Source organism: Pseudomonas sp. fls2-241-TYG-175 (genome assembly GCF_030209155.1).
Lineage (GTDB): Bacteria > Pseudomonadota > Gammaproteobacteria > Pseudomonadales > Pseudomonadaceae > Aquipseudomonas > Aquipseudomonas viridiflava.
Genome location: NZ_JARVSO010000005.1, coordinates 90779 through 117497 on the forward strand (window position 1 = coordinate 90779; position 26719 = coordinate 117497).

General features: G+C 60.2%; 22 protein-coding genes. 13 read left to right on the forward strand and 9 right to left on the reverse strand.

All coding sequences use genetic code 11. From position 1 onward, the window contains the following. The first annotated feature begins 2 nt into the window (after positions 1–2). Positions 3–3158: an efflux RND transporter permease subunit gene (locus QRN20_RS05700; protein ID WP_029243233.1), complete on the forward strand. Its 3156-nt coding sequence runs from the start codon at positions 3–5 to the stop codon at positions 3156–3158. Further along, complete coding sequence (locus QRN20_RS05705; protein ID WP_122421414.1) at positions 3155–4615, forward strand: AdeC/AdeK/OprM family multidrug efflux complex outer membrane factor; 1461 nt, start codon at positions 3155–3157, stop codon at positions 4613–4615. The genes QRN20_RS05700 and QRN20_RS05705 overlap by 4 nt, the downstream gene beginning before the upstream one ends. 78 nt (positions 4616–4693) lie before the next feature. Here the strand turns inward: QRN20_RS05705 and QRN20_RS05710 are convergent, their stop codons facing one another. The 5 genes from QRN20_RS05710 to pcaR form a co-directional block, all read right to left on the reverse strand. Continuing rightward, entirely contained in the window at positions 4694–5995 is a 1302-nt protein-coding gene (locus QRN20_RS05710; RefSeq protein ID WP_122425538.1) for an MFS family transporter, read from the reverse strand. 142 nt (positions 5996–6137) lie between these two features. Continuing rightward, entirely contained in the window at positions 6138–7340 is a 1203-nt protein-coding gene (pcaF, locus tag QRN20_RS05715; protein WP_088234650.1) for a 3-oxoadipyl-CoA thiolase, read from the reverse strand. Then, on the reverse strand, positions 7340–8119 hold the full coding sequence (locus QRN20_RS05720) for a CoA-transferase subunit beta (protein ID WP_004881336.1): 780 nt from the start codon (positions 8117–8119) through the stop codon (positions 7340–7342). Before QRN20_RS05720 ends, pcaF begins: the two co-directional genes overlap by 1 nt. Beyond that, a complete protein-coding gene (locus tag QRN20_RS05725; RefSeq protein WP_024688703.1) occupies positions 8119–8976 on the reverse strand; it encodes a CoA transferase subunit A in 858 nt (285 codons plus the stop codon). Before QRN20_RS05725 ends, QRN20_RS05720 begins: the two co-directional genes overlap by 1 nt. A gap of 155 nt (positions 8977–9131) precedes the next feature. Then, complete coding sequence (gene pcaR, locus QRN20_RS05730; protein WP_029243237.1) at positions 9132–9974, reverse strand: pca regulon transcriptional regulator PcaR; 843 nt, start codon at positions 9972–9974, stop codon at positions 9132–9134. An 846-nt stretch (positions 9975–10820) separates the two neighbouring features. On the opposite strand from pcaR, the gene QRN20_RS05735 reads away from it, so the two are divergent. Continuing rightward, a complete protein-coding gene (locus QRN20_RS05735) occupies positions 10821–11018 on the forward strand; it encodes a hypothetical protein (protein ID WP_004881345.1) in 198 nt (65 codons plus the stop codon). A gap of 204 nt (positions 11019–11222) precedes the next feature. Next, the gene (locus tag QRN20_RS05740) at positions 11223–12695 is read left to right on the forward strand and encodes an inorganic phosphate transporter (RefSeq protein ID WP_004881346.1); all 1473 of its coding nucleotides are present in this window, start codon (positions 11223–11225) and stop codon (positions 12693–12695) included. A gap of 51 nt (positions 12696–12746) precedes the next feature. On the opposite strand, the gene QRN20_RS05745 is transcribed toward QRN20_RS05740, so the two are convergent. After that, entirely contained in the window at positions 12747–14234 is a 1488-nt protein-coding gene (locus tag QRN20_RS05745; protein ID WP_058432500.1) for a helicase HerA-like domain-containing protein, read from the reverse strand. Between the two features lie 200 nt (positions 14235–14434). Between QRN20_RS05745 and gpgS the strand changes: the two genes are divergently transcribed. Then, positions 14435–15547, forward strand: coding sequence for an N-acetylglucosaminyl phosphatidylglycerol synthase (gpgS, locus tag QRN20_RS05750; protein ID WP_483314064.1), 1113 nt, complete (start codon positions 14435–14437; stop codon positions 15545–15547). After that, positions 15540–16325, forward strand: coding sequence for an N-acetylglucosaminyl phosphatidylglycerol deacetylase (gene gpgD / locus QRN20_RS05755; protein WP_088234649.1), 786 nt, complete (start codon positions 15540–15542; stop codon positions 16323–16325). Before gpgS ends, gpgD begins: the two co-directional genes overlap by 8 nt. Here the strand turns inward: gpgD and QRN20_RS05760 are convergent. Together QRN20_RS05760 and purU are read right to left on the reverse strand one after the other, a co-directional pair. Further along, positions 16322–16495: a hypothetical protein gene (locus tag QRN20_RS05760; RefSeq protein ID WP_004881352.1), complete on the reverse strand. Its 174-nt coding sequence runs from the start codon at positions 16493–16495 to the stop codon at positions 16322–16324. The two genes, gpgD and QRN20_RS05760, sit on opposite strands and share 4 nt — an antisense overlap. Positions 16496–16554: 59 nt before the next feature. Further along, entirely contained in the window at positions 16555–17406 is an 852-nt protein-coding gene (gene purU / locus QRN20_RS05765) for a formyltetrahydrofolate deformylase (protein ID WP_004881355.1), read from the reverse strand. 358 nt (positions 17407–17764) lie between these two features. Between purU and mvaT the strand changes: the two genes are divergently transcribed. Beyond that, positions 17765–18145: a histone-like nucleoid-structuring protein MvaT gene (mvaT, locus tag QRN20_RS05770; RefSeq protein ID WP_004881357.1), complete on the forward strand. Its 381-nt coding sequence runs from the start codon at positions 17765–17767 to the stop codon at positions 18143–18145. Between the two features lie 83 nt (positions 18146–18228). Here mvaT and sbcB read toward each other — a convergent pair whose 3' ends face one another. Continuing rightward, on the reverse strand, positions 18229–19659 hold the full coding sequence (gene sbcB, locus QRN20_RS05775; RefSeq protein ID WP_122413670.1) for an exodeoxyribonuclease I: 1431 nt from the start codon (positions 19657–19659) through the stop codon (positions 18229–18231). Between the two features lie 179 nt (positions 19660–19838). On the opposite strand from sbcB, the gene QRN20_RS05780 reads away from it, so the two are divergent. From QRN20_RS05780 to QRN20_RS05805, 6 genes are read left to right on the forward strand one after another with little or no spacing between them, the layout of a single operon-like run. Further along, positions 19839–20564 carry an RDD family protein gene (locus QRN20_RS05780; RefSeq protein ID WP_285360028.1) on the forward strand — a complete coding sequence of 242 codons (726 nt, stop codon included), beginning with the start codon at positions 19839–19841 and terminating at the stop codon, positions 20562–20564. Next, on the forward strand, positions 20561–21541 hold the full coding sequence (locus QRN20_RS05785) for a stage II sporulation protein M (protein WP_058432496.1): 981 nt from the start codon (positions 20561–20563) through the stop codon (positions 21539–21541). The genes QRN20_RS05780 and QRN20_RS05785 overlap by 4 nt, the downstream gene beginning before the upstream one ends. Continuing rightward, the gene (locus QRN20_RS05790) at positions 21528–23117 is read left to right on the forward strand and encodes a DUF4129 domain-containing protein (RefSeq protein WP_088234645.1); all 1590 of its coding nucleotides are present in this window, start codon (positions 21528–21530) and stop codon (positions 23115–23117) included. Before QRN20_RS05785 ends, QRN20_RS05790 begins: the two co-directional genes overlap by 14 nt. Continuing rightward, positions 23114–24325 (forward strand): DUF4350 domain-containing protein, encoded by a 1212-nt coding sequence (locus QRN20_RS05795; RefSeq protein WP_088234644.1) that lies wholly within the window; start codon positions 23114–23116, stop codon positions 24323–24325. Before QRN20_RS05790 ends, QRN20_RS05795 begins: the two co-directional genes overlap by 4 nt. Further along, positions 24322–25377 (forward strand): AAA family ATPase, encoded by a 1056-nt coding sequence (locus tag QRN20_RS05800; protein WP_122490836.1) that lies wholly within the window; start codon positions 24322–24324, stop codon positions 25375–25377. Before QRN20_RS05795 ends, QRN20_RS05800 begins: the two co-directional genes overlap by 4 nt. Next, complete coding sequence (locus QRN20_RS05805; protein WP_088234643.1) at positions 25374–26717, forward strand: DUF58 domain-containing protein; 1344 nt, start codon at positions 25374–25376, stop codon at positions 26715–26717. Before QRN20_RS05800 ends, QRN20_RS05805 begins: the two co-directional genes overlap by 4 nt. Positions 26718–26719 lie beyond the last annotated feature (2 nt).

Consider the following 26719-nt stretch of genomic DNA (forward strand, 5'->3'; position numbering starts at 1 on the left):
AGATGTCCAGATTCTTTATTGACCGCCCCATCTTCGCCTGGGTATTAGCCCTGGTGATCATGTTGGTGGGTACGCTTTCGATCATGAAGCTGCCGATCAACCAATACCCGGCCATCGCGCCGACAGCCATCGATATCCAGGTCACCTACCCGGGCGCTTCTGCACAGACCGTGCAGGACACCGTGGTACAGATCATCGAGCAACAGCTCAACGGTATCGACAACCTGCGTTATGTTTCCTCGGACAGTAACTCCGATGGCAGCATGACCATCACCGTGACGTTCAACCAGGGCACCAACCCTGACACCGCTCAGGTACAGGTACAGAACAAGCTCAACCTGGCCACCCCGCTGCTGCCGCAAGAAGTGCAGCAACAGGGTCTGCGCGTGACCAAGTCGGTGAAGAACTTCCTGCTGGTGATCGGTCTCGTGGCCGAAGATGGCAGCCTGACTCGCGAAGACTTGTCCAACTACATCGTTTCCAACATTCAGGACCCGATCTCGCGGACTTCCGGTGTGGGTGACTTCCAGGTGTTCGGTTCGCAGTACGCGATGCGCATCTGGCTGGATCCGGCCAAGCTGAACAACTTCCAGTTGACGCCTGTAGACGTGACCACCGCGGTCAGTGCACAGAACGTGCAGATCGCGACCGGTCAGCTGGGCGGCCTGCCAGCGCTTCCCGGCACTCAGCTGAACGCGACCATTATCGGCAAGACCCGCCTGCAGACTGCCGAACAGTTCGGCAACATTTTTCTAAAGGTCAACGCTGACGGTTCGCAGGTTCGTCTCAAGGATGTCGCACGTATCGAACTGGGCGGTCAGAACTACAGCATCGACGCACAGTTCAACGGCAAACCGGCTTCCGGTATGGCGATCAAACTGGCCTCGGGTGCCAACGCCCTCGACACAGCCAAAGCGATTCGCGCCACCATCAGCGAGCTGGAGCCTTTCTTTCCGCCAGGCATGAAAGTCGTCTACCCGTATGACACCACCCCGACCGTAACGGAATCCATCAGCGGCGTGGTTCACACCCTGATCGAAGCCATCGTGCTGGTGTTCCTGGTGATGTACCTGTTCCTGCAGAACCTGCGCGCGACCATCATCACCACGATGACCGTGCCGGTGGTACTGCTGGGTACGTTCGGCATCCTTGCTGCGTTCGGCTTCACCATCAACACGCTGACCATGTTCGGCATGATTCTCGCCATCGGACTCTTGGTGGACGACGCCATCGTGGTGGTGGAAAACGTCGAACGGGTCATGGCCGAGGAGCATCTGTCTCCGAAGGAGGCCACGCAGAAATCCATGGACCAGATCCAGGGTGCGCTGGTCGGTATCGCCATGGTGCTCTCGGCGGTACTGCTGCCGATGGCGTTCTTCGGCGGCTCCACAGGCGTGATCTACAAGCAGTTCTCGATCACCATTGTTTCGGCGATGGCGCTCTCGGTCCTTGTGGCCCTGATCTTCACCCCGGCGCTGTGCGCCACCATGCTCAAACCTATCGACCCTGAGAAACACGGCCAACCCAAGCGTGGCTTCTTCGGCTGGTTCAACCGGACCTTCGACCGCAGCGTAGTCAGCTACGAAAACGGCGTGAAACGCATGGTGACCCACAAGTTGCCGGCCTTCGTCGTGTACCTGATTATCGTGGCAGGCATGATCTGGCTGTTCACCCGTATTCCGGCGGCGTTCCTGCCCGAAGAAGACCAGGGCGTCATCTTTGCCCAGGTACAGACACCGGCTGGTTCTTCCGCAGAGCGCACGCAGAAGGTCATCGATGACATGCGCGACTTCCTGCTCGACAAGGAGAACGGTGAAGGCAAGGGCGTGAACTCGGTGTTCAGCGTCAACGGCTTCAACTTCGCAGGTCGTGGTCAAAGCTCCGGTCTGGCGTTCGTGATGCTCAAGCCGTGGGACGAGCGTGATGCCGAAACCACCGTGTTCAAGATTGCCGAACGGGCTCAGGCGCACTTCGCCAGCTTCCGTGACGCCATGGTCTTCGCGGTCGTACCGCCATCGGTACTGGAACTGGGTAACGCCACCGGTTTCGACGTTTACCTGCAGGACCAGGGCGGTGTCGGTCACCAGAAACTGCTGGATGCACGCAACCAGTTCCTGGGCATGGCCGCGCAAAGCAAGATTCTGGCGGGCGTACGCCCCAACGGTCTCAACGACGAACCGCAGTATCAACTGACTGTGGACGACGAGAAGGCCAGCGCACTGGGCATTACCCTGTCCAACATCAACCAGACCCTGTCCATCGCGCTGGGTGGCAGTTACGTCAACGACTTCATCGACCGTGGTCGTGTGAAGAAGGTGTATGTGCAGGGCGAAGCCTTCAGCCGCATGACGCCTGAAGACCTGCAGAAGTGGTTCGTGCGTAACGACAGCGGCACCATGGTGCCCTTGTCGGCCATCGCCAGCGGCGAGTGGATCTACGGTTCGCCCAAGCTGTCGCGCTATAACGGCGTAGCGGCCATGGAAGTGCTGGGTACCCCTGCTCCGGGCTACAGCTCCGGTCAGGCCATGGCGGAAGTTGAAGCCATCGCCAAGAAACTGCCTGCCGGGATCGGCTACTCGTTTACCGGCCTGTCGTTCGAAGAACGTCTGTCCGGCTCTCAGGCACCGGCCTTGTACGCACTGTCCATGCTGGTGGTGTTCCTCTGTCTGGCAGCGCTTTACGAGAGCTGGTCGATTCCGATTGCGGTCATGCTGGTGGTGCCGCTCGGCGTCATCGGTGCACTGATGGCGACCAGTCTGCGCGGGCTGTCCAACGACGTGTTCTTCCAGGTGGGCCTGCTGGTGACGGTGGGTCTGGCGGCGAAGAACGCCATTCTGATCGTCGAGTTCGCCAAGGAACTGCATGAGCAGGGCAAATCGCTGGTCGAGTCGGCGATGGAAGCTTGCCGGATGCGCTTGCGTCCGATCATCATGACCTCGATGGCGTTCATCCTCGGCGTGGTTCCGCTGGCAATCTCCAGCGGCGCCGGTTCGGGTAGCCAGCACGCCATCGGTACAGGCGTGATCGGCGGTATGATCACCGCAACGATCCTGGCGATCTTCTGGGTGCCTATGTTCTACGTCGCCGTGTCGTCGGTGTTCAAAGGCAAAGACAAATCAAACAAGCAACACGTCAAAACTACCGAGGCTGGCCAATGAGCAAGTCCCTGATCTCTCTGGCAGTTACCGCGTTCATTCTCGGCGGCTGCTCCCTGATCCCCGAGTACAAGCAGCCGCAAGCTCCGGTCGCCGCTCAATACCCGCAAGGTCCGGCGTACTCGCCGGCCGAAGCGGCCAAGATGGCTGCCGCCGAACAAGGCTGGCGCGAGTTCTTCCGTGATCCGGCGCTGCAACGCCTGATCCAGACCGCGCTGGTCAACAACCGTGATCTGCGTGTCGCGGCCCTGAACATCGACGCCTACCGTGCGCAGTACCGCATCCAGCGTGCGGACCTGCTGCCTGCAGTTTCCGCCAGTGGCAGCGGCAGCCGTCAGCGCGTTCCGGGTGACCAGACGCAGACCGGCCAGTCGGCCATCACTAGCAGCTATTCGGCCACCCTGGGCGTCAGCGCCTATGAGCTGGACCTGTTCGGTCGTGTCCGCAGCCTCAGCCAGCAGGCACTGGAAACCTACTTCGCCAGCGAAGAAGCACGTCGCAGCACCCAGATCAGTCTGGTGGCCAACGTTGCCAATGCCTACCTGACCTGGCAGGCCGACAAGGAACTGCTCAAGCTGACGCAGGACACCCTCAAGACCTACGAAGAAAGCTTTCGCCTGACCTCGCGCAGCAATGAAGTCGGCGTTTCTTCGGCACTGGACCTGAGCCAGTCGCGGACCGCTGTCGAAAGCGCCCGCGCCCGTCTGGCGCAGTACCAGCGTCTGGTCGCACAGGATCAGAACAACCTGGTGCTGTTGCTGGGCACCGGCCTGCCTGACAACCTGCCAGCCAGCCAGTTGCTCGACTCCGACATGCTGACCGAAATGCCGGCCGGCCTGCCGTCCGATCTGCTGCAACGTCGTCCGGACATTCTGGAAGCCGAGCACACGCTCAAGGCGGCCAACGCCAACATCGGTGCCGCACGTGCCGCGTTCTTCCCGAGCATCAGCCTGACGGCCAGCGCGGGCACCAGCAGCACTGAATTGTCCGGCCTGTTCAAGGGCGGTTCGGGCACCTGGCTGTTCCAGCCGAGCATCAACATTCCGATCTTCAACGCCGGCAGCCTGCGTGCCAGCCTGGATTACTCCAAGATCCAGAAGGAAATCAGCGTCGCCAACTACGAGAAGGCGATTCAGACCGCCTTCCAGGAAGTGTCCGACGGCCTGGCTTCGCGCAAGACCTACGACGAGCAGCTCCAGGCGCAGCGTGACTTTGTCACTGCCAACCAGGACTACTACCGTCTGGCCGAGCGTCGCTACCGCATCGGGATCGACAGCAACCTGACCTTCCTAGACGCTCAGCGTTCGCTGTTCAGCGCGCAACAGACGCTGATCACCGACCGTCTTGCGCAGCTGACCAGCGAGGTCAATCTGTACAAGGCCCTCGGTGGCGGCTGGTACGAGAAGACCGGTCAGACCGCAACGATCGACAAGGAAAAGCCGTCGATCCAGCTGTTCTGATCCGTTTGTTCTGATCAACGCCCAATAAAAAACCCACCGGATCCGGTGGGTTTTTTTATGCCTGCAAAACAGCGCTCATCAATGATCGTGATGCAGGTAAGCGGGCTCCTTGGGCAAGCGCAGGCTGAACAGAAACGCGATTGCCATCATCGCCGTCACGTACCAGTAGAAGCTGTTCTCCATCCCTGCACTCTTGAGTTTCAAGGCGACGAATTCGGCCGAGCCGCCAAAGGCAGCGTTGGCCACGGCGTAGGCCAGACCAACCCCCAGAGCGCGGACCTGAGGCGGGAACATCTCAGCCTTCACCAACCCGCTGATCGAGGTGTAGAAGCTGACGATGGCCAATGCCAGGGTAATCAGCACAAACGCCATGAACGGGTTGGTGTTGGTTTTCAGGGTCATCAGAATCGGCACCGTACACAGCGTACCCAGCGCGCCGAACCACAGCATCGAGTTGCGACGACCGATACGGTCAGCCAGCATGCCAAAGAACGGTTGCATGCACATGTACAGGAACAGCGCGCCGGTCATGATGTAACTGGCGGTCTTGGCTTCCATGCCGCCGGTATTAACCAGATATTTCTGCATATACGTGGTGAAGGTGTAGAAAATCAACGAACCGCCGGCGGTGTAGCCCAGCACCGTAATGAACGCAGCCTTGTGATGTGTAAACAGTGCCATGATGCTGCCCGCGTCCTTGTCCTGGCGGCTTTCGGCGGTGGTGGTTTCGTTCAACGTGCGACGCAGCAGCAAGGCGATGACTGCCGCCGCCGCGCCGATGACGAACGGGATACGCCAGCCGTAGTCGCGCAGCTCTTCAGTGGTGAGAAACTGCTGAAGGATGACCACGGTCAGCACCGCCAGCAACTGACCGCCAATCAGCGTCACGTACTGGAACGAGGCATAGAAACCACGCTGCCCGCGCAACGCCACTTCACTCATGTAAGTGGCCGTGGTGCCGTACTCGCCGCCCACCGACAGGCCCTGAAGCAGACGCGCCATCAACAGCAGCGCCGGTGCCCAGGCCCCGATCGAGGCGTAGGTCGGCAGACACGCGATGATCAGCGAACCGGCACACATCATGGTTACAGAGATCAGCATGGAATTCTTGCGACCATGCTTGTCCGCGACCCTGCCGAACAGCCAGCCGCCAATCGGTCGCATCAGAAAACCGGCAGCGAACACACCTGCGGTATTGAGCAACTGAACGGTCGGATCATCGGAAGGAAAGAAAGCGGGCGCGAAGTAGATCGCACAGAAGGCGTAAATATAAAAGTCGAACCATTCGACCAGATTTCCGGAAGAGGCGCCGACAATCGCGAAGATTCTTTTGCTTCGCTCCTCGCCGGTGTAATGCGGTGCTTTTGATGTTGTCGTCATTATTGTCCCCAAATGAAACTGTCCATAAGACACAATCTGTAACACCCTGCCGCCTCAAGCACAACAACCCGGGCCATCAGCCTGTCTTTTCGTGGAGACAGACCGATGAACCGGGTTGCTGAACAAAGCGAAAAAAGGAGCGTTATGGACGCTCTATGGCCAACGCCAGACCTTGGCCGACACCGACGCACATGGTCGCCAGACCTTTGCGACCGCCGGTCTTTTCCAGATGGTGCAACGCCGTCAGTACCAGCCGCGCGCCGCTCATGCCCAGCGGGTGACCCAGGGCAATCGCGCCGCCGTTGGGATTGACCTGCGGCGCATCGTCGGCAAGGCCCAGCTCTCGCAGCACCGCGATACCCTGGCTGGCAAACGCCTCGTTGAGCTCGATGACATCGAAATCGGAGACCGCCAGACCCAGCCGCTCGACCAGCTTGCGCACCGCAGGCACCGGCCCGATGCCCATCACGCGAGGCTCAACGGCCGCACTGGCCATGCCGAGAACGCGCGCCCGAGGCGTCAGGCCGTGTTTTTTTACCGCTTCAGCAGAAGCGAGAATCAGCGCGGCAGCCCCGTCGTTCACACCAGACGCATTGCCTGCCGTGACCGTCTTGTCCGCCCCGTTGACCGGCTTGAGCTTGCTCAGGGTTTCCAGGCTGGTGTCGGCACGCGGGTGCTCATCCTTGTCGACGACGGTTTCGCCTTTCTTGTGCGCCACACGCACCGGCACGATTTCTTCCTCGAAAAAGCCCGCAGCCTGGGCAACGGCAGCGCGTTGCTGGCTGCGCAGGGCGAAAGCGTCCTGATCGGCTCGAGAAATAGAGAAGTCGGTGGCCACGTTGTCGCCGGTCTCCGGCATGGAGTCCACGCCATAGAGGGCTTTCATGGCCGGGTTGATGAAACGCCAGCCGATTGTGGTGTCTTCCAGTTTCATGTTGCGCGAGAACGCGGCATCGGCCTTGCCCATGACGAAAGGCGCACGCGACATCGACTCGACGCCGCCTGCGATGGCCAATTCCATTTCGCCGGTTGCGATGGCGCGGAACGCCGTGCCGATGGCGTCCATGCCCGAAGCGCATAGACGATTGAGCGTCACGCCCGGCACCGTCGTCGGCAGGCCGGCCAGCAGCGCAGCCATACGCGCCACGTTGCGGTTGTCTTCACCGGCCTGATTGGCGCAACCGAGGAACACCTCGTCGACTTCTTGCCAGTTGACGGTGGGGTTGCGCTCCATCAACGCCTTGATCGGAATGGCCGCCAGATCGTCGGCCCGCACCGAGGACAGACCGCCACCAAAGCGGCCGATGGGGGTGCGAATCGCATCGCAGATAAATACGTCACGCATCACGCTTCTCCTGCGACCTGACCGTGGGCGGCAGCGGTCCGGGCTTCCAGATCACGCAAAGCGGTCAGTTCGACGTCGGTGGGTTCTTCGGAATAGACCACGCTGTCGGCAAACCGTACTTCCCAGCCGGTTGCGGCGATGACTTGCTCGCGGGTAACGCCTGGGTGCAGCGTGGTCACCACAAACTCGTTGCTGCCCTCTTCCGGTTCCATGATGCACAGGTCGGTGATGATGCCCACCGGACCGGCACCGGGCAGGCCCAGACGCTTGCGTGAATCGCCGCCTTCGCCGTGGCCGACCGAGGTGATGAAATCGAGCTTGTTGACGAACGAACGTGCCGACTGCTTCAAAATGATCAGCACCGATTTGGCCGACCCGGCAATCTCAGGCGCGCCACCGGCACCCGGCAGGCGCACTTTCGGGTTGTGATAATCGCCGACGACCGTGGTGTTGATGTTGCCGAAACGGTCGACCTGCGCGGCGCCCAGAAAGCCGACATCCACACGTCCACCCTGCAGCCAGTAGCGGAAAATCTCGCTGGTGGCGACTACGGTGTCAGCCGTTTCAGCCAGCTCGCCATCGCCGATGGACAGCGGCAATACGGTCGGTTTGGCACCGATCGGGCCGGATTCGTAGATCAGCACCACATCCGGTGCCGACGTCAGGCGTGCCAGATTCGCCGCCTTCGACGGCAAGCCGATCCCGACAAAGCAGACCGCTCCGTTACGCAAACGGCGAGCGGCGGCAACGGTCATCATTTCACTGGTGGTGTACGTCATTATTTTGCCTCCGAAGCGCGAGCCAGCTTGCTCTGGAATTCGCTGAAGTCCGCTGTGCCGTGGATGTATTCGTCGATCCAGGCCTTGAAGGTTTCACGGTCTCGGGCAATCGGGTCCCAGGCCTGATAGAAAGGATTGTCGCGTTCGTAGTAACCATGGGCGTAGGAAGGATGCGCGCCGCCCGGCACCAGACAGACTGCGCTCAGCGCCCAGGTCGGCAGTACGCAGGAGTTCATTGGTGCCTTGAGGTCATCGACGATTTCCTCGACCGTGACGATGCAACGCTTGGCTGCCAGCGCAGCTTCCTTCTGCGCACCCAGGATGCCCCAGAGCAACACGTTGCCCTTGCGGTCGGCTTTCTGGGCGTGGATCACGGTCACGTCGGGGCGCACGGACGGCACGGCCGCCAGCACTTCACCCGTAAAGGGACAGGTCACGGTCTTGATCAGCGGGTTGACCTTCGGCAGATCGGAACCGGCGTAGGCGCGCAGCACCGCAAACGGCAGGCCCGAGGCACCTGCAACGTAAGCGTTGGCAAGATCGGCGTGGCTGTGCTCTTCGATTTCCATCGCTCGCGGCCATTGTTTTTCGACCGCATCCCGCAGGCGGTGCAACGAGCCAACGCCCGGATTGCCGCCCCACGAGAAAATCAGGCGCTTGGCACAACCCGCACCGATCAACTGGTCGTAGATCAGGTCGGGGGTCATGCGCACCAGCGTCAGGTCTTTTTTGCCCTGACGGATGATTTCATGACCGGCGGCCGTGGGGATCAGGTGAGTGAAGCCTTCCAGCGCAACGGTGTCGCCATCGTTGACCAGTTGCTTCACCGCATCGCGTAGAGAAAGAATGTCTGCCATGAGGTGCTCCGAACCCAACATCATGTTCAATGATCAGCGCGAAGACCTGCGCCGGAATGAAAATGAGGTTATGCCTGAGCCCTGCCGCAAACAATCCGATAATCGACTAACTGTTCGGTAATCGAACCCATTCGCTGATTATCAATACGCTGATCTCAGGTGAACAACTGGGTGCTCAGGTCACGGCTGGCGTCCAGCATGATCGGCAGAAAGCGCTGTTCCAGATCGCTGCGGGCCACCCGTCCGGCACTGGTGCTGACATTGAGCGCAGCCAGTACCTGACCCGATGCATCATAGACCGGTACGGCAATCGAGCGAAGTCCCTGCTCCAGTTCCTGATCGACAATGCACCAACCCTGCTGACGGACCTGCTGCAGGCATTCGAGCAAGGCTTCGGGTGTGCGAATGGTGCGGCTGGTCTTGGGCTGCAGGTCAACGTGATCCAGGTATTCCTGCAAGGACACATCGTCCAGCGCAGCCAGCAGGATGCGCCCCATCGACGTGCAATACGCAGGCAGTCGACCGCCCACCGAGAGATCCACCGATATCAGCCGCTGGGTCGTGGCCGACCGGGCTATATAAAGGATGTCGTCACCTTCGAGAGTGGCCATGTTGCACGCCTCGTGCAATTGATCGCTCATCCTGTCCAGATAAGGCTGCGAAGAAATCGCCAGCGGCGTTGACGACAGATAGGCATGGCCCAGCGTCAGAACCTTGGGCAATAAAGAGTAAGTGCGACCATCCGTGGTGGCATAACCAAGTTTGATCAAGGTATGCAAACAACGACGCACTGCCGCCCGGGGAATTTCCGTGCGGTGGCTGATCTGCGCAATGGTCAGATGCCGTTTACGCTCCTGAAAGGCATGAATCACTGCAAGCCCACGGGCCAGCGAGGTCATGAAATCAGGATCGCCGGTCAATGCCTGGATCCGCTTGGCAGGCGATGCCACGATGGGCGGAGCCAGTGAGGAAAAAGAATTACGCAGTTCGTCGTTCATTGCCGCAACCTCTATACACCCTTTCAGGCCTTGTGAACCGGCGGTTTCAGACCCATGCAGCGCATTGATCAACCTTCGGCTTGTGCGATTATCGAACCAATGGCCGATAATCGCAATTGACCCGTCGGAAATATACTTATACCTTTAGGTCTGCCACGAAGTGACTTCTTGGAAATTACTGGTCAGGTACCCACTGAGAAGTCCAAGGCAGCGGCCTTGCCCTTTAAGCAAGGCCGTTTTCATTACAGCTCATTCTGTGCGCCCGACACGGAAGCCGGAATAATTTCCGAGCCCGCTCCCCCCCTTCTCATACACTCCCCGTCGCACCATCGGACTTGCTGAATTTCGACGCCGTTTTTTTGTCCATGCCTGTCAATTCTTCTTTATGAAAGTTCCGTCATAAACATGACTCACCCAAACTTCGGAACATTCGTACAAAATGAGTAGGCTCTCTCATTATTCAAACCGCTATAGTTGACGCAGCCTAACTTCTTGGCGATAGTACCTTTCCATTGACGGGCTAAATCTTCAGCAGTGACTCGCGTTCTCACGAGCCTTCGAGCTGCAGCCGCGTCAACGCACCGGACCTGTACAACGCTGTAGCGGGCCCCTTGCAACCGGCGGTCAAACAGAACCTCCGGCGTTTCAACCCTGAACCACAGTCGCTACGACAGTTGTTTTCCTCCGGCGCCCGTAGCCGCGAGGCGCAGCAAGGTGTTCAGACTCTTCCAGTCACTGTGCTGACGCATAATCCCCTGTCCTGTTTTTCGGGCAGCCACTGGAACGAACATGTTTGCCGTGCATTGCGTTTTCGCCGGAACTCATTTGACTTGATCAGGTAATAAAGTGACTAAAGAAGAACTGCGCGCGGAACTCGAGCGCCAGGAGCAACGCTTCAAGGATGTCTACGGTGGCGAAATCACCACTTACGCCGCGCAACCGGAACCGGAACGCAAACCCTGGCGCAAACGAGCCAGCCTTCGGGATCAGGCTTTCAAAGAGGAATTGCAAAAGATGGAACAGGACCTGAAACAGGAGTCCTGACGGTCAGGCTGGAACAGCCCCGCTGATCTGATCCGCATTACCACGACCTGAAATTGAAGTGTCATTGCCTGTCTGCCTCCATCAAAGGGGCGGCGCTCATGCGTCTTTTTTTTGGTTTCAGGCGACACCGGTCGAGGCCGACAAGTCGATACGTATTTTTTCTGTCATAATCGCGCCCCCTTCAGACCGGGTCAGAAAATCTACATGATCGAATTATTCAGCGGGCTAGATGCTTGGGTGCTTGTAAGCCTGTTGCTTGCCCTGGCCTTTGTTCTTGCCTTCGAGTTCATCAATGGCTTTCATGACACCGCGAACGCGGTGGCGACAGTCATTTACACGAAAGCCATGCCGCCGCATCTGGCAGTGATCCTTTCCGGTGTGTTCAACTTTCTCGGCGTGTTGCTGGGCGGCGTGGGTGTTGCGTACGCCATCGTTCACCTGCTGCCGGTCGAACTGCTGATCAACGTCAATACCGGCCACGGCCTGGCCATGGTGTTCTCGCTGCTGGCAGCGGCGATCACCTGGAACCTGGGCACCTGGTATTTCGGTATTCCGGCGTCCAGTTCCCACACGTTGATCGGTTCGATCCTCGGTGTCGGTCTGGCCAACGCCCTGATCAACGACATCCCATTGGCCGATGGCGTCAACTGGCAGAAGGCAATCGATATCGGTGCCTCGCTGGTGTTCTCGCCGCTGGCAGGTTTTCTGATCGCAGGGCTGGTCCTGATCGCATTGAAATGGTGGCGACCACTGTCCAAGATGCACAAGACCCCGGAACAGCGTCGCAAGCTGGATGACAAGAAGCATCCGCCGTTCTGGAACCGTCTGGTACTGGTGATTTCCGCCATGGCGGTCAGCTTCGTGCACGGCTCAAACGATGGCCAGAAAGGCATCGGCCTGATCATGCTGGTCCTGATCGGTATCGTGCCGAGCCAGTTCGTACTGGACCTCAACAGCACGACCTACCAGATCGAACGTACCCGCGACGCCACCCAGCACCTCAGCCAGTTCTACCAGCGCAACAGCAGCACGCTGGGCGAATACCTGGCGATGGGCAAGGCGGAAAAAGGCGACCTGCCGTCCAGTTCCGCGTGCAACCCGGAACAGACCGAGCCGACTATCGACGCGCTGCTGGACCGTTTGAAAGGTGTCTCCGACTACCATTCGATGCCATCCGAAAGCCGTATCGAAGTCCGTCGTTATCTGTTGTGCCTGGATGACACCGCGCGCAAGGTCGGCAAGTTGCCGGGCCTGGACGCACGTGAAAAATCCGATCTCGAGAAGCTGCGCAAGGACCTGACCGGTACGACTGAATACGCGCCGTTCTGGGTGATTCTGGCCGTTGCTCTGGCACTGGGTATCGGCACCATGGTTGGCTGGAAGCGTGTGGTACTGACCATCGGCGAGAAGATAGGCAAACAGGGCATGACCTACGCACAGGGCATGTCTGCACAGATCACCACCGCCTGTGCCATCGGCATGGCCAACGTGTTCAGCCTGCCGGTTTCGACCACCCACATCCTGTCTTCGGGCGTGGCCGGCACCATGGTTGCGAACAAGAGCGGCCTGCAGGGCGGCACCGTTCGCACGATCCTTCTGGCCTGGGTCCTGACCCTGCCAGCAACAGTGGCGCTGTCTGCCGCCCTGTTCTGGATTGCGTCCAAGGCGCTGTCCTGATCTGAAGTCACTCGGGCGGTGCAGCGCTTGCACCGCCTGAGCGAATCGGTTTTACCTGCGCTTCTTAGTGCCCAGTAACGACCCCATCAGCCCCCGCACCAACTCTCGCCCCAACTGGCTCGCCGCCTGACGCATGGCGTTTTTCATGGCCTGTCCGGCCAGCCCGCCCAGAAACTCCCCGGCCTTGTCGCTGAAACTCTCTTCAGGCTTTTCATTCGTTTTCGCAGCATCGGTTGCGTCAGGCTCGGCCACCTTGCGCGCGGCCAGCATTTCGTAGGCCGATTCACGATCGACCGGCTTGTTGTAGCGCCTGCCGAGGGCTGAGCCGGCAATCAGACTCGCCCGCTCGTCTGCCGTCAGCGGCCCGATACGCGACTGGGGCGCAGCGATGAGCACGCGCTGCACCATGGCGGGCGTACCCTTGTCCTGCAACGTACCGACCAGCGCCTCGCCGATACCCAGCTCGGTCAACACACTCAGAGCATCGAAATCAGGGTTGGGCCTGAAACCTTCCGCCACGGCCCGCAACGATTTCTGCTCCTTGGCCGTGAAGGCGCGCAGCCCGTGTTGAATCCGCAACCCCAGCTGGGCCAATACTTCATCCGGCAGGTCGCCGGGTGACTGCGTGACGAAATACACACCCACGCCTTTGGAACGAATCAGGCGCACGACCTGCTCAAGCCGTTCCTGAAGGGCCTTGGGTGTGTCGGCAAACAGCAGATGCGCTTCATCGAAGAACAGCGCCAGCAACGGTTTTTCGGCATCGCCCCGCTCGGGGAGCTGCTCGAACAGCTCGGCCAGCAGCCATAACAGAAAGGTCGCGTAGACCTTGGGCGCTTCATGCACCAGCCTGCTGGCGTCCAGCAGATGAATGCGCCCTCGCCCGTCGCTGTCAGGCTGCAGGATGTCTTCCAGTTGCAAGGCAGGCTCGCCGAACAGCGCCTCGGCGCCCTGCTGCTCGAGCACGGCCAGCCGTCGCTGCAACGCCTGACTGGAGCCGGTCGTCATCAATGCGCTGTCCTCGCCCAGCAACTGCGGATTGTCACGCAGGTGATTAAGCAGTGCCTTGAGGTCCTTGATGTCGAGCAACAACAGCCCTTCGCGATCAGCGACTTTGAAGGCGGCGTATAACGCCGACTGTTGGCTGTCCGTCAGTTCCAGCAGATTGCCCAGTAGCAGCGGCCCCATTTCGCTCAGCGTGGTACGCAGTGGATGACCGGATTTCCCGTCGATATCCCACAACGTGACCGGATAGGCCCGAGGCGTGTGCTCAAGCCAGGGCATGCCGGCAATTCGCTCGGCAATCTTGCCCTGGGGATTGCCAGCAGCCCCCAGCCCGCACAGATCGCCCTTGATGTCCGCGGCGAACACCGCGACCCCGGCGTCACTGAACGCTTCTGCCAGGCGTTGCAAGGTCACCGTTTTGCCAGTCCCGGTCGCGCCGGCCACCAGTCCGTGGCGATTGGCCAGGCGAAATGCCTGGGAGACGGGCTGCCCGTCAGGAGCGGCACCCAGAATCATTTCTTGAGAGTCGTGCATGTTTCACCTTCTCCACACCATGAGACGCGCTGGCCTTGAGCGTAGCCATTGCCACAACAGTTTGTTCAGGCCTGATGACGCATCATGCTCTCAACGACTCTTCGCGTCTGCCGCTTGCCCGCCAGGCGGTGAATCCCGACCGAACAACTATTCTTCAAGGAGGTCAAGAAAAGACGACCTCAGAGCGGAGGAATGTTGCTGTGCACATTGCCGACATGACGATGTTCTACGCCCCGGCCAGCGGCGGCGTACGCACCTATCTCGATGCCAAACACCCGCGCCTGGGGCGCCGTCCCGGCGTGCGCCACAGTCTGCTGGTGCCTGGTGCGCGTCCGGCCCACGCCGACGGCATCTACAGTGTTCCGGCCCCTGCCCTGCCGTTCAGCAATGGCTACCGTTTTCCGATTCGGGTCGCCCCGTGGCGCAAGATGCTGCACAACCTGCAACCCGACCTGATCGAGGCAGGCGATCCTTATCTGACCGCCTGGGCCGCCCTCGACGCCCGTCGGTATCTGGACGCGCCGGTCATCGGCTTCTACCACTCAGACCTTCCGCTGCTGGTGAGCAACCGCATGGGCAACTGGATGGGAATGAGCGCTCAGGCTTATATCAGCAAGCTCTACAGCAACTTCGACAGGGTGCTAGCGCCCAGCCAGGTCATGGCCGACAAGCTGATCGGCATGGGCGTCGAAAACGTGCATGTACAACCCCTTGGCGTGGATCTGCAGATCTTCAATCCGGAGCGCCGGGACGATGGCCTGAAAGCCGAACTGGGTCTGCGCGAAGACACCCATCTGCTGATTTTCGCCGGGCGTGGCTCCAAGGAGAAAAACCTGCCGGTGCTGCTTGCATGCATTAAACAGCTGGGCCCGCGCTATCACCTGCTGCTGGTGGGCTCGCACATGCCCATGAACGTGCCGGACAACGTTACGGTGATCAATCGCTTCTGCAAGGCCACGAATCTGGCCCGCCTGCTGGCAAGCGCCGATGCACTGGTCCACGCGGGCGATCAGGAAACATTCGGGCTGGTCGTGCTTGAGGCCATGGCGTGTGGAACACCGGTCGTCGCCGTCGCGGCCGGAGCATTCACCGAAATCGTTCCCGGACACTGTGGATGGCTGTGCGAAGCGAACGACGCCAGAGCCATGGCAGATGCCGTGAAAGCGTTGTTCTGCCATGACGCCCATGCCATGGGCCTGGCCTCCAGACGCTACGTGGAAGAGCACTACAGCTGGGACGTGGTGGTGACCGGGCTGCTCGACCATTATCAGGCGGTGCTGGGAAACCGGTTCTCGGCTGTCGCCCATGGTTGAGTGCTCTCGCGCCGCATCAGAACGCAGTGTGCTGCTGGTGCTGCACGACGTCGCCCCTCACAGCTGGCTGATGTACGAGCCATTTGTCGCAGCGGTGGACAAGCTGGGCACTGTCAGAATGACCTGGCTGGTGGTGCCGGATTTCCACCGACGCAGCCCGCTGGGCGACGACACGGTTTTTCAGCGGCGGATGGATGAACGCCTGGAACGCGGCGACGAGCTGGCGCTGCACGGTTATTACCATTGCGACGACAGCCCGGCGCCACGAACCCTGCATGACTACTTCATGCGGCGCATCTACACGTGGGAAGGCGAGTTCTATGGTTTGAACACGCAGCAGGCGCTGGCACGCCTGGAAGCGGGCATCGAAGTGTTTCACCGTCAGAACTGGCCACTTCACGGCTTTGTCGCGCCCGCCTGGTTGATGAGCCAGGGCACTCGCGAAGCGTTGCGTCAGTTGCCGCTCAGCTACACCAGCGACCCGCAGCATCTGTTCCGTTTGCCCGACTTCACACCGATCAACGCGCCAGGCATGGTCTGGAGCGCACGCAGTGCATGGCGACGCACGGCGTCGAAGCTTTACAGTGATTTCAAGGAACATCGGTTGCGCGAGGCGTCGACCATCCGACTTGGACTGCACCCTGTCGACATGCTGCACAGGTCTTCACGCGACTATTGGATTGAATTGCTCATGCGCCTGCTGGAAGACGGCAGGCAGCCCATGACCAAAATCCAATGGCTGGAAAGTCTGGACGCGGCAACTAGCGCAGATCGCTAGGGTGGGGTCGGTTTTTCGGCGTCCTGCTGCAGTTCGCGCCACAGCTCGGCCGCGCCTTCGAACTCGGTGCCGTTGTCAGGCGTCAGCGCATCCGGGTCGTAACGACTCAGACAGCCCTCGCCCAGAGTGGCCGGAGCAGTTGATGTGGCTTTGTCGAGAGGGTCGGTCATGAGGATGTCCGCCTGGGAGGTTGGCAGGAGCGCCGCATGGGCGATCCTGCCACAACGGATCAGTCGAAGACGACTGTCTTGTTGTCGTGAACCAGTACACGGTCCTCGAGGTGCGCACGCAGACCACGCGCCAGCACCATTTTTTCCACGTCACGGCCGAAACGCACCATGTTTTCGATGCTGTCGCGATGGCTGACGCGTACCACGTCCTGCTCGATGATAGGCCCTGCGTCCAGCTCTTCGGTCACGTAATGGCACGTTGCGCCGATCAGTTTGACGCCGCGCAGCGATGCCTGGTGATAAGGCTTGGCACCGACGAACGACGGCAGGAAGCTGTGGTGAATGTTGATCACCTGATGGGCATATTCGCGGCACAGCTGAGGCGGCAGGATTTGCATGTAGCGCGCCAGAACCACGACGTCGGCCTGATGCTGGCCGACCAGACGGGAGACTTCGGCGAACGCCGGTTCCTTGTCCTTGGGATCGACCGGCACGTGGTAATAAGGAATGTCGTGCCACTCGACCATGCTGCGCAGGTCCTGGTGATTGGAGATCACACAGGCGATGTCACAGTCGAGTTCATCACTGTGCCAGCGGTGCAACAGGTCCGCCAGGCAGTGTGATTCGCGACTGGCCATGAGTACCACACGCTTCTTCTGAGCCGAGTCGGTGATGCGCCAGTCCATCTCGAACTCTTGCGCAATCGGGGTGAACGCCTCGCGAAACCCATCCAGATCGAACGGCAATGTATCGGCACGAATCTCGTGACGCATGAAGAACCAGCCGCTGAGATTATCCGAATGATGGCTCGCTTCGGTGATCCAGCCGTTATGGGACGCCAGAAAGTTACTGACTTTGGCAACGATGCCGACGCGGTCCGGGCAAGCAATCACCAGACGAAAAGTGCGCATTAGGGGAAACTCCAGAACTTCGCAAAGGCGCTATTCTAGCGACTGCGCAGGAAAACTGCAGTATCTCTGTTGCCTGAATTCAGGTGCCGGGGCGGGCCGTCGATGGAAAAAGATTGCACCGTGCCAGTATCAAGATGGCAGCGGACGCTCCAATAAAAAACCGGTATTTAATGAGGGCTTTATAGCGACCCTATTTAGTCGGGTTCAGCGCACCGATCTAGTTCCCACGTCTGTAGGACCGGTGTATATTTCTAAATAATTCAAATAAAACTTTTATTTAATGTTTACTTGCTCAGTGCCTCTGACTATTATTGCGTCACTGTATCCCTGTCACCCTTCACAACATAAGGTCCCCCTCATGTCCCTGATCAACGAATACCGCGCCACAGAAGAAGCCATCAAAGAACTGCAAGCCCGTTTGAACAACCTGTCGCAAGACGGCAAACTGCAAACCGAGCTGGAATTCGAAGGCAAACTGCGCACCCTGATGGGCGAATATCAAAAATCGCTGCGTGACATCATTGCTCTGCTGGATCCGGACTCCAAAGTCAACAAGGCACCTCGTGGCGGCGCAGTGAAAACTACCGGCACCAAGCGTGCCCGCAAGGTCAAGCAGTACAAGAACCCGCACAACGGCGAAGTCATCGAAACCAAAGGTGGCAACCACAAGACGCTGAAAGAGTGGAAAGCCAAGTGGGGCGGTGACGAGGTTGAAAGCTGGGCCACTCTGCTGGGCTAAGCTTCAAAGGTCGTTTTATCCGCGACTTGAAAAACGCCAGCTTGCTGGCGTTTTTTTATAGTTCACCTTCTACATTTTTCCGATCACATTTTCAGCCTACTGCGCAGCGACTCAATGTGATCCTGCCATTGCCTCAGTATCGCCAACTGCTCTGGCGTGGCACTAAGCGACAACTCCACCAGCGCCTTCGTAAAATCCTGCAAAGTATTCGGAGCCCCGTATTCCGCGTGGCTCAGGCGCGCCTGACAGAATTGGTGCCAGCGCAGTTGTTCTTCGGCGGTGAGCGTTTCCGGAAAGTTACGGGCCCGGTAGCGAAATAACAGTTCAGGCAGGCGAGCATCATCAAACGGCCAGGCATCACGTGCCAGTTGCTCAGGCTCGGAAACGCGTACTTGTTCACATAAACGGCGATCACGGTCACCGATAAATCCGTCATACAATTGCTGCTCAGGGTCTTCACTTGCGATGAAATGATCCTTGCCATAAAGAGCACGCAGTTTCTCCTGCCAAACTTCAAGGCCTTCAGTCACTGAAGCCACCCTCGCCTCATAACCGGTCATGTCGAGCTGCAAGCGTTCTTGATCCTGTGTACGCAAAACGCTCATGGGGGCAACCACCGGGCAGCGATTTATATGCAATAGTTTGAGCGGCACCGGCAGCTCGCCTTCGCCCAGCGCGTCGTGGCGGGTATATAAACGCTGCTTGAGTGTTTCAACGTCCATCTCCAGTAACGGTGACGGATCCTGATGCAGATCGTACACAATCAGCGCATTGCGATTATGCGGATGCCAGGCCAGCGGTAATACGACACCCAGATAATGACGGGCCGCAGAGAAGCGTCCTGAAATATGCACCAGCGGTTGCATCAGACGGATCTGATCCTGAACCTTCTGCTTACTGCGCAGTGCAAACAGATAATCGTACAGCCGGGGTTGCTTCTCACGAATCAGGCGCGCAAGTGCAATGGTGGCGCGCACATCGGATAAGGCATCGTGGGCCTGACCATGTTCAATACCGTTGGCGGCGGTCAGACGCTCAAGCTTGAGGGTGACGCGCCCGTCTTCTTCGGGCCATACGATGCCGTCCGGGCGCAGCGCATAGGCCGCGCGCACGACATCGATCAAATCCCAGCGACTGTTGCCGCCCTGCCATTCACGGGCATACGGGTCGAAAAAGTTGCGATACAGGCTGTAACGCGTCACTTCATCGTCAAAACGCAACGTGTTGTAGCCTGCGCCACAGGTCCCGGGAGCGGAGAGCTGGGCATGGACCCGGGTCATGAAGTCCGCTTCGCACAAGCCTTTTTCGGCCAGCGTGGCCGGGGTAATTCCGGTTATCACGCACGCGGCGGGATGCGGCAGGATGTCGTCGCTGGGCTGGCAGTAGAGGTTGACCGGCGGTTCGATTTCATTGAGTTCGGCATCGGTACGAATGCCGGCCATCTGCAGCGCGCGGTCATTGCGCGGGTTGATACCGGTGGTTTCGTAGTCGTACCAGAAGATGCTGGAGGTCACGGGCTGATCCTGAACAAGAGACCCTTGAAGTGTAGGGTGCGAAGCAGACGATTGGCTAATCGGAACACGCCGTGGGCCTGCGACACTTTTTCTTACAGGCACTGTTTAGCAACGCCGGTTGCTTAGCACCGCAGTGGTAGCTAGCATCAGGTCTCGCCTTCAGGTAACGCCTCCCCACCATGCCATCTCCTCCCGCTTCGCAAGGGATTGCAGCGCAGCAGACGCCGCTGGATACCCGCATCGCCATCGAGACCCCGGAAGGCATCGACATGATCCTTCGCCCGGCGGGTCTGGTGGTGCGTTCGCTGGCGTTCGGCATTGACCTCGGCATTCGTGCCGCAGTCATCGGCGTACTGTTTTTAATCCTTCAGCTGTTCGACAAGTTCGGCATGGGGCTGGCCGCTATCGCGCTGTTTCTGGTCAACTGGTGGTACATGGTGCTGTTCGAAGTCCTCGATCAGGGCCGGACACCCGGCAAGCGCGCCATGGGCCTGCGGGTGGTCAATGACGATGGAACACCGATCAGCTGGGCCGCCTCGCTCACCCGCAACCTGCTGCGTTTCGTCGACATGCTGCCTCTGGCCTACAGCGTGGGCGCCATCAGCTGTCTGAATCATCCCCGTTTCAAGCGCTTCGGTGATCTGGCGGCCGGAACGCTGGTGGTTCATACCGATCTGCCCGTGCAGCGGCCCACCCTGCCAGCGGTCGAGCCCTACGTGGTGCCGGTCGCTCTGCAACTGGAGGAACAGCGCGCCGTGCTGAGTCTGGCCGAGCGCCAGGGTGACCTGTCCGAAGCGCGTAAGCAGGAGCTGGCCGCCATTCTGGTCGAGCCGTTGCACTTGTCAGCCGACAAGGCCGTCACTCAGGTCAACGGCATCGCGCGCAGCCTGACGGGGGCGACATGAAACAGACCCAGTTCGAAGCCCGCCATCAAACCGAGTGGAAACACTTCGAGGACTGCCTGAACGCACTGGAGCGTGGCAAGCCCGATCCCAAGACCAGCGACCGCTTCCCTGCCGATTACCGACGCCTCTGCCACCAACTGGCGCTGGCTCAGGAACGCGGCTACAGCAGCCACCTCATCGATCCGCTTCATCAACTGGCGATGCGCGGCCACCAGCAGCTTTACCGGCATCGCAGTGCTTTGGGCGCTCAGTTCCTGACGTTTATTCTTGCGGGTTTCCCGAGAGCCGTTCGTGCCGAATGGCGTTTCGTGCTGGTCGCCAGCCTGCTGTTTTTCGGCAGCCTCGTAGGCATGGGTCTTCTGGTCTACGGCTTCCCCGACCTGATCTACAGCATCGTCAGCCCCGCACAGCTGAGCGACACGCAAAGCATGTACGACCCGCAGGCCAGCCGCATCGGGCAGGCGCTGGAACGCGCTTCCGACGATGACTGGATGATGTTCGGCTACTACATCATGAACAACATAGGGATTGCCTTTCAAACCTATGCCAGCGGCTTGCTGTTCGGGCTGGGCAGCCTGTTCTTTCTGCTCTTCAACGGGCTGATGATCGGAGCGGTCGCAGGCCATCTGACCGACATCGGCTATGGCCAGACCTTCTGGTCGTTCGTGGTCGGCCACGGCGCGTTCGAGCTCACCGCCATTGCCCTGGCCGGGGCTGCCGGACTGAAACTGGGTTGGGCATTGCTAGCGCCCGGCAGGCTGACACGCGGTGAGGCGTTACGGGTCGCCGCGCAAGGCAGCGTGCAATTGATTGGCGGCGTGATGCTGTTTCTGCTGATTGCCGCCTTCATCGAAGCCTACTGGTCATCAATGACCTGGCCGACGCCGCTCATCAAGTATCTGGTAGGCGCAGCGCTCTGGATGCTGGTCGGTGCCTACCTGACATTCGCCGGGCGGACTTCCCATGCGCCTGACTGAATCGAACGTCGCCATTCGCCCTCGTACTTCCTGGGAAGCCATAGACCTGGGCGTCCTCATGGTGCGTGAGCATCGCCTGTTGCTGATGAGCAGTTGGGCGATTGTCACGCTGCCGCTGTTCGCCCTGCTCAGCCTGTTGCTCTGGGACTATCCCTCGATTGCGCTATTTGTGTTCTGGTGGCTCAAGCCGGCTTTCGACCGCCTGCCGCTGATGATCCTGTCGCAGGCACTGTTCGGGGACACGCCCACACTCAAGCAGGCACTCAGAGCCTGGCCCGCCACGTTGAAAAACCAGCTGCTCCCCAGCTTGCTCTGGCGCCGTCTGAGCCTGACCCGCAGCTTTCAGTTGCCGGTGCAGCAGTTGGAAAACCTCGCCGGAGACGAGCGTGCACGCCGCCTCAACCTGCTCAATCAGAAAGGCCAGGGCGCGGCTCGCCTGCTGACACTGGTGGGCGTGCACCTGGAGTACTCGCTGTGGATCGGCCTGATGATCCTGTTCTACCTGTTCATCCCGCAACAGATCGAAATCGACTGGCAATGGCTGAGTCTGGTCGACACCGAGAACGACTGGAACTGGCTGGAACACTTGACCAACCTGTTCTACGCACTGGCGCTGGTGCTGTGGGAACCCATCTACGTCGCCTGCGGTTTTACGCTCTACCTCAATCGTCGAACCGTGCTTGAAGCGTGGGACATCGAACTGACTTTCCGGCGACTGCGCCAGCGCCTGATGGGCACCGCCTATATGCTGCTGATCGGTGCCGGACTGCTGTTCTCAGCGGCGCCACAGTCTGCCATGGCTGATTCACCGACTTACAGCTGTCCATTGCCCGACGCCACACAGATGGAACCGATCATTGTCAGTGCAGCACCTGATACGCCACGCCTTACGCATCAGGCGCTGACCAGCGAAGCCGCCCGCAAGGAGATCAACAACGTTCTGCAGGCGCCGCCGTTCAAAAACCCCAAAACGGTGGCCGGCTGGCGCTTTCCCGAGCGGGATGAGAAGGCGACGACTTCCGCCGAGAGGAGCGACGGCAGCGCGTTGGCCAAATGGCTCAACCGTCTGCTGTCAGCGGCAAGCGCCCTGGCCAGCCTGCTGGAAGTTCTGCTCTGGGCTGTCGCCTTGACGCTGATCGGCCTGTTGATCTGGCGTTACCGCACCTGGCTCGGCACCTTCGTCGCTCGCACGCCGCGCCCTATATCGCTGCAACGGGAAGCGCCAGAACAGTTGTTCGGCCTGCAGGTGAACGCAGATAGCCTGCCCGACGATGTCGCCACCAGTGCAGAACGGCTTTGGGCCGACTCGCCACGCGAAGCATTGGGTCTGTTGTATCGCGCCCTACTCAATCGCCTGCTGACCGATTATCGCCTGCCATTGAAAAACGCCGACACCGAGGGACAGGTGCTGGAGCGCGTCGCACAACTCGATCAACCCCAACTGGATGAATTCAGCCGGACGCTGACCACCCATTGGCAGAATCTTGCTTATGGTCATCGGCTGCCACCTGCCCGGTCGCAACAGGAATTGTGCGACGGCTGGCGTCGCCTGTTCGGCTCGGGGGCCAGGGCATGAGCCGGCGTAACGTCTGGCTCGCAGGGCTCGCGCTGCTCCTGCTGCTCGTTGTCGGTGTGTACGCGGCCAGTCATCTGGAGCGTTACGAAAAAACCGTCGATCAGGGTCCTTCCCCGGAAGTCCGGGTCAATCCCTATCTGGCCGCCGCCAACTTTCTCCGGCAACGCTCGGTGCCGGTCAACATGACCCGCGCGCTCACCGACCTGCCCGACACGCAACAACGACCACAGACGCTGCTGTTGCTCGATGACCGTGAAAACATGACCCCGGCACAGACCGAGCGCCTGTTGAACTGGGCCGAGTCGGGTGGACACCTGCTGTTCGTGGCCGAGCAGTTGTGGGACGAACAGAAAGGCCGCAGCGGCGACCTGCTGCTCGACAGGATCGGGATTCGCCAATACCTCTCGAAAGACATCAAGGCACAGGATGACTCCGATGAGGCCCGGCCCACAGTACCTATACCGCTGATGGCGTCACCGCCTGCCACCAAGAGAACCAAGTGGCCGGAACTCACGCGGTTGTATCTGGAAAATGAAGACGCACCGGCCTACATGAGTTTCGATCCGGCGTTTCATCTGGAAGACCCGGAGGACCATGCCGATTCATGGGCCAACAGTGCCGACGCCACGCACATGGTGCAACTGAGTCATGGCAAGGGCCTGATCACTGTACTTACCGACGCGGAGCTGTGGAAAAACCGCTCGATCGGCAAATACGACAACGCCTGGCTCCTGTGGTACCTGACCCAGGACAGTGACGTGACCCTGCTGCTGCAAACCGAACATGACAACCTGTTGAGTCTGATACTGCGTCACTTCGCTCTCGCGCTGACCGCACTCGCGATACTGATCGGCCTGACGCTGTGGCATGTGGGTCTGCGTGAAGGCCCCGTTCGCTTGCCTGCTTCCCAGGCCCGGCGGCAACTGACCGAACACCTGCGTGCCAGCGCCGAGTTTCTGCGCAGACGCAGCGGACAGGACGTACTCTTGAAGAGCCTGCAGCAGGACATCCTTCGGCGCGCCCGGCAGCTTCATCCGGGCTTTGAATCACTGGCCGTCGCCGATCAGTGGCAGGTATTGTCCCGCCTGACTCGTCAGCCCACCAGCGCCATCAGCGATGCGTTGCGCCCACGACCGAAGCAACGCCTTTCCCACAGCGATTTCACCCGTCAGGTGGCCCACCTGCAAACCCTCAGGAATGCCTTATGAGCGACCAAACGCCCGAACCGTCAGGCAGCATCGACCCCGTCGTTGCGGCGAGCCCCGAACCCGCCGCCAGCACCGCAGCCAACACGCAGGCCCAGCAACGCCAGCGCGCCAGTCATCTGGCCCAGGTGTTGCGCACCGAACTGCGCAAGGCGGTGATCGGCCAGGACGTCGTCATCGATGATGTGCTGACGGCGCTGATCGGCGGCGGTCATGTGCTGCTTGAAGGCGTACCGGGGCTGGGCAAGACGCTGCTGGTGCGCGCTCTGGCGAGTTGCCTGGGTTGTGAATTCGCCCGCATTCAGTTCACGCCTGACCTGATGCCCAGCGACGTGACCGGTCATGCGGTCTACGACCTGCCGACCGAACAGTTCAAACTGCGCAAAGGCCCGATTTTCACCAACCTGCTGCTGGCCGATGAGATCAACCGCGCCCCGGCCAAGACCCAGGCGGCGCTGCTTGAAGCCATGCAGGAGCGGCAGGTCACGCTGGAGGGCCGCGCCTTGCCCATTGCGCAACCGTTCATGGTGCTGGCGACGCAGAACCCCATCGAACAGGAAGGCACGTATCCGTTGCCCGAGGCCGAGCTGGACCGCTTCATGCTCAAGCTGCGCATGGATTATCCGCAGGCGCAGGAAGAACTGGACATGGTCCGTCAGGTCACGCGCTCGACCCGGGCCGACATGCTCGATGTACGGCCGCTCAAGGTGATCATGCAGGCCCGCGAAGTGCAGGCACTGCAACGCATTGCCAGCGATCTGCCACTGGACGAACAGGTGCTGGATTACGCCGTGAGACTGGCCCGCAGTACCCGTACCTGGCCGGGGCTAAGCCTGGGCGCAGGTCCACGGGCCTCCATCGCGCTGGTGCGTGGCGGTCGGGCCAGGGCGTTGCTGCGCGGCGGCGAGTTCGTCATCCCGGATGACATCAAGGGCTGCGCACTGGCGGTGCTGCGTCACCGTGTGAGGCTGTCGCCAGAGCTGGACATTGAAGGGCTATCGGTGGATCAGGTGCTCAGGCAGATCCTCGATCAGGTTCCGGCGCCCCGCCTTTGAAACAGGTATTGAGGCCGTCGCCCCTGCTACTGAAGTGGCTGGGTGCGCTTGCAGGCGCCGCCGTACTGCTGGGGGTACTCAGTGCGCTGGGCATCGACTATCCAAAGCAGCTCGACACCCTTTATTGGGGCGCATTGCTGGCGCTCGCGAGCGTGAGTGTCTTCGACGGATTTCGCCTGACACGCCAGCCCTCCCCTCGCTTGCATCGTCATCTGCCGGGTAGTTTGGCCCTGAGTCGCTGGAACGAGATACGACTGGACATCGAACACGACGGCGGTGCGGCGCTGGCAGTGCGCGTCATGGATCACCTGCCCTCAGGGCTGGAGTCCGAGAATCTGCCGCAATCCATCGAAGTGCCTCGACGGACAAAGGCCACACTTGGCTATCGGATACGGCCCATCAAGCGAGGCCATTTCACCTTTGAACGTTGCGAACTGGCGCTGCGCAGCGGATTGCGTCTGTGGTCCACCCGACGTCGCCTCGACCTGCCGGGCAGCACCCGCGTTTACCCGGACTTTGCCCGGCTGTACGACGGTCAGTTGCTGGCGGTGGACAACTGGCTGAGCCAGATCGGTGTGCGGCAGTCGCAGCGCCGTGGCCTGGGACTGGAATTCAACCAGCTGCGCGAATTTCGCGAAGGCGACAGCCTGCGGCAGATTGATTGGAAAGCCACTGCCCGCCAGCGCTCACCCATTGCGCGGGAATACCAGGACGAGCGAGACCAGCAGATCGTGTTCATGCTGGACTGCGGACGACGCATGCGCAGCCAGGACGGCGACCTGTCCCATTTCGATCACGCACTCAATGCCTGCCTGCTGCTCGGTTACGTTGCGCTGCGTCAGGGCGATGCCATCGGCCTGATGACCTTTGCCGGTGACAAAGACCGCTATCTGTCGCCGGTCAAGGGGCACGGTCAGTTGAACCTGTTGCTCAATACCGTCTACGACCTGCAGACCACCCAGCGCCCCGCCGACTACAGCGCCGCCGCCCGCCATCTGCTGGCCCGACAGAAGCGGCGCTCGCTGGTGGTTCTGATCACCAACCTGCGCGATGAAGACGACGATGAGCTGCTGTCGGCGGTCAATCAGCTGGGGCGCAGGCATCGTGTGCTGGTTGCAAGCCTGCGCGAGGAAGTGCTCGACAGTCTGCGTCAGGCCCCCGTCGAGACCTATGACGAAGCGCTGAGCTACTGCGGAACGGTGAGTTTTCTGAACGCGCGCACAACGCTGCACGACCGGATGGTCGCGCATGGCATCAACGTGGTGGACGTGCGCCCAGGAGAACTGGGCGCACAATTGGTGACTCGTTATCTTGGCTGGAAGAAAGCGGGAACGCTCTGACC

Coding starts and splice junctions, on each gene's coding strand:
- QRN20_RS05700 (WP_029243233.1), top strand. CDS start 3: ATGTCCAGATTCTTTATTGACCGCCCCATCTTCGCCTGGGTATTAGCC.
- QRN20_RS05705 (WP_122421414.1), top strand. CDS start 3,155: ATGAGCAAGTCCCTGATCTCTCTGGCAGTTACCGCGTTCATTCTCGGC.
- QRN20_RS05710 (WP_122425538.1), bottom strand. CDS start 5,995: ATGACGACAACATCAAAAGCACCGCATTACACCGGCGAGGAGCGAAGC.
- pcaF (WP_088234650.1), bottom strand. CDS start 7,340: ATGCGTGACGTATTTATCTGCGATGCGATTCGCACCCCCATCGGCCGC.
- QRN20_RS05720 (WP_004881336.1), bottom strand. CDS start 8,119: ATGACGTACACCACCAGTGAAATGATGACCGTTGCCGCCGCTCGCCGT.
- QRN20_RS05725 (WP_024688703.1), bottom strand. CDS start 8,976: ATGGCAGACATTCTTTCTCTACGCGATGCGGTGAAGCAACTGGTCAAC.
- pcaR (WP_029243237.1), bottom strand. CDS start 9,974: ATGAACGACGAACTGCGTAATTCTTTTTCCTCACTGGCTCCGCCCATC.
- QRN20_RS05740 (WP_004881346.1), top strand. CDS start 11,223: ATGATCGAATTATTCAGCGGGCTAGATGCTTGGGTGCTTGTAAGCCTG.
- QRN20_RS05745 (WP_058432500.1), bottom strand. CDS start 14,234: ATGCACGACTCTCAAGAAATGATTCTGGGTGCCGCTCCTGACGGGCAG.
- gpgD (WP_088234649.1), top strand. CDS start 15,540: ATGGTTGAGTGCTCTCGCGCCGCATCAGAACGCAGTGTGCTGCTGGTG.
- QRN20_RS05760 (WP_004881352.1), bottom strand. CDS start 16,495: ATGACCGACCCTCTCGACAAAGCCACATCAACTGCTCCGGCCACTCTG.
- purU (WP_004881355.1), bottom strand. CDS start 17,406: ATGCGCACTTTTCGTCTGGTGATTGCTTGCCCGGACCGCGTCGGCATC.
- mvaT (WP_004881357.1), top strand. CDS start 17,765: ATGTCCCTGATCAACGAATACCGCGCCACAGAAGAAGCCATCAAAGAA.
- QRN20_RS05780 (WP_285360028.1), top strand. CDS start 19,839: ATGCCATCTCCTCCCGCTTCGCAAGGGATTGCAGCGCAGCAGACGCCG.
- QRN20_RS05785 (WP_058432496.1), top strand. CDS start 20,561: ATGAAACAGACCCAGTTCGAAGCCCGCCATCAAACCGAGTGGAAACAC.
- QRN20_RS05790 (WP_088234645.1), top strand. CDS start 21,528: ATGCGCCTGACTGAATCGAACGTCGCCATTCGCCCTCGTACTTCCTGG.
- QRN20_RS05795 (WP_088234644.1), top strand. CDS start 23,114: ATGAGCCGGCGTAACGTCTGGCTCGCAGGGCTCGCGCTGCTCCTGCTG.
- QRN20_RS05800 (WP_122490836.1), top strand. CDS start 24,322: ATGAGCGACCAAACGCCCGAACCGTCAGGCAGCATCGACCCCGTCGTT.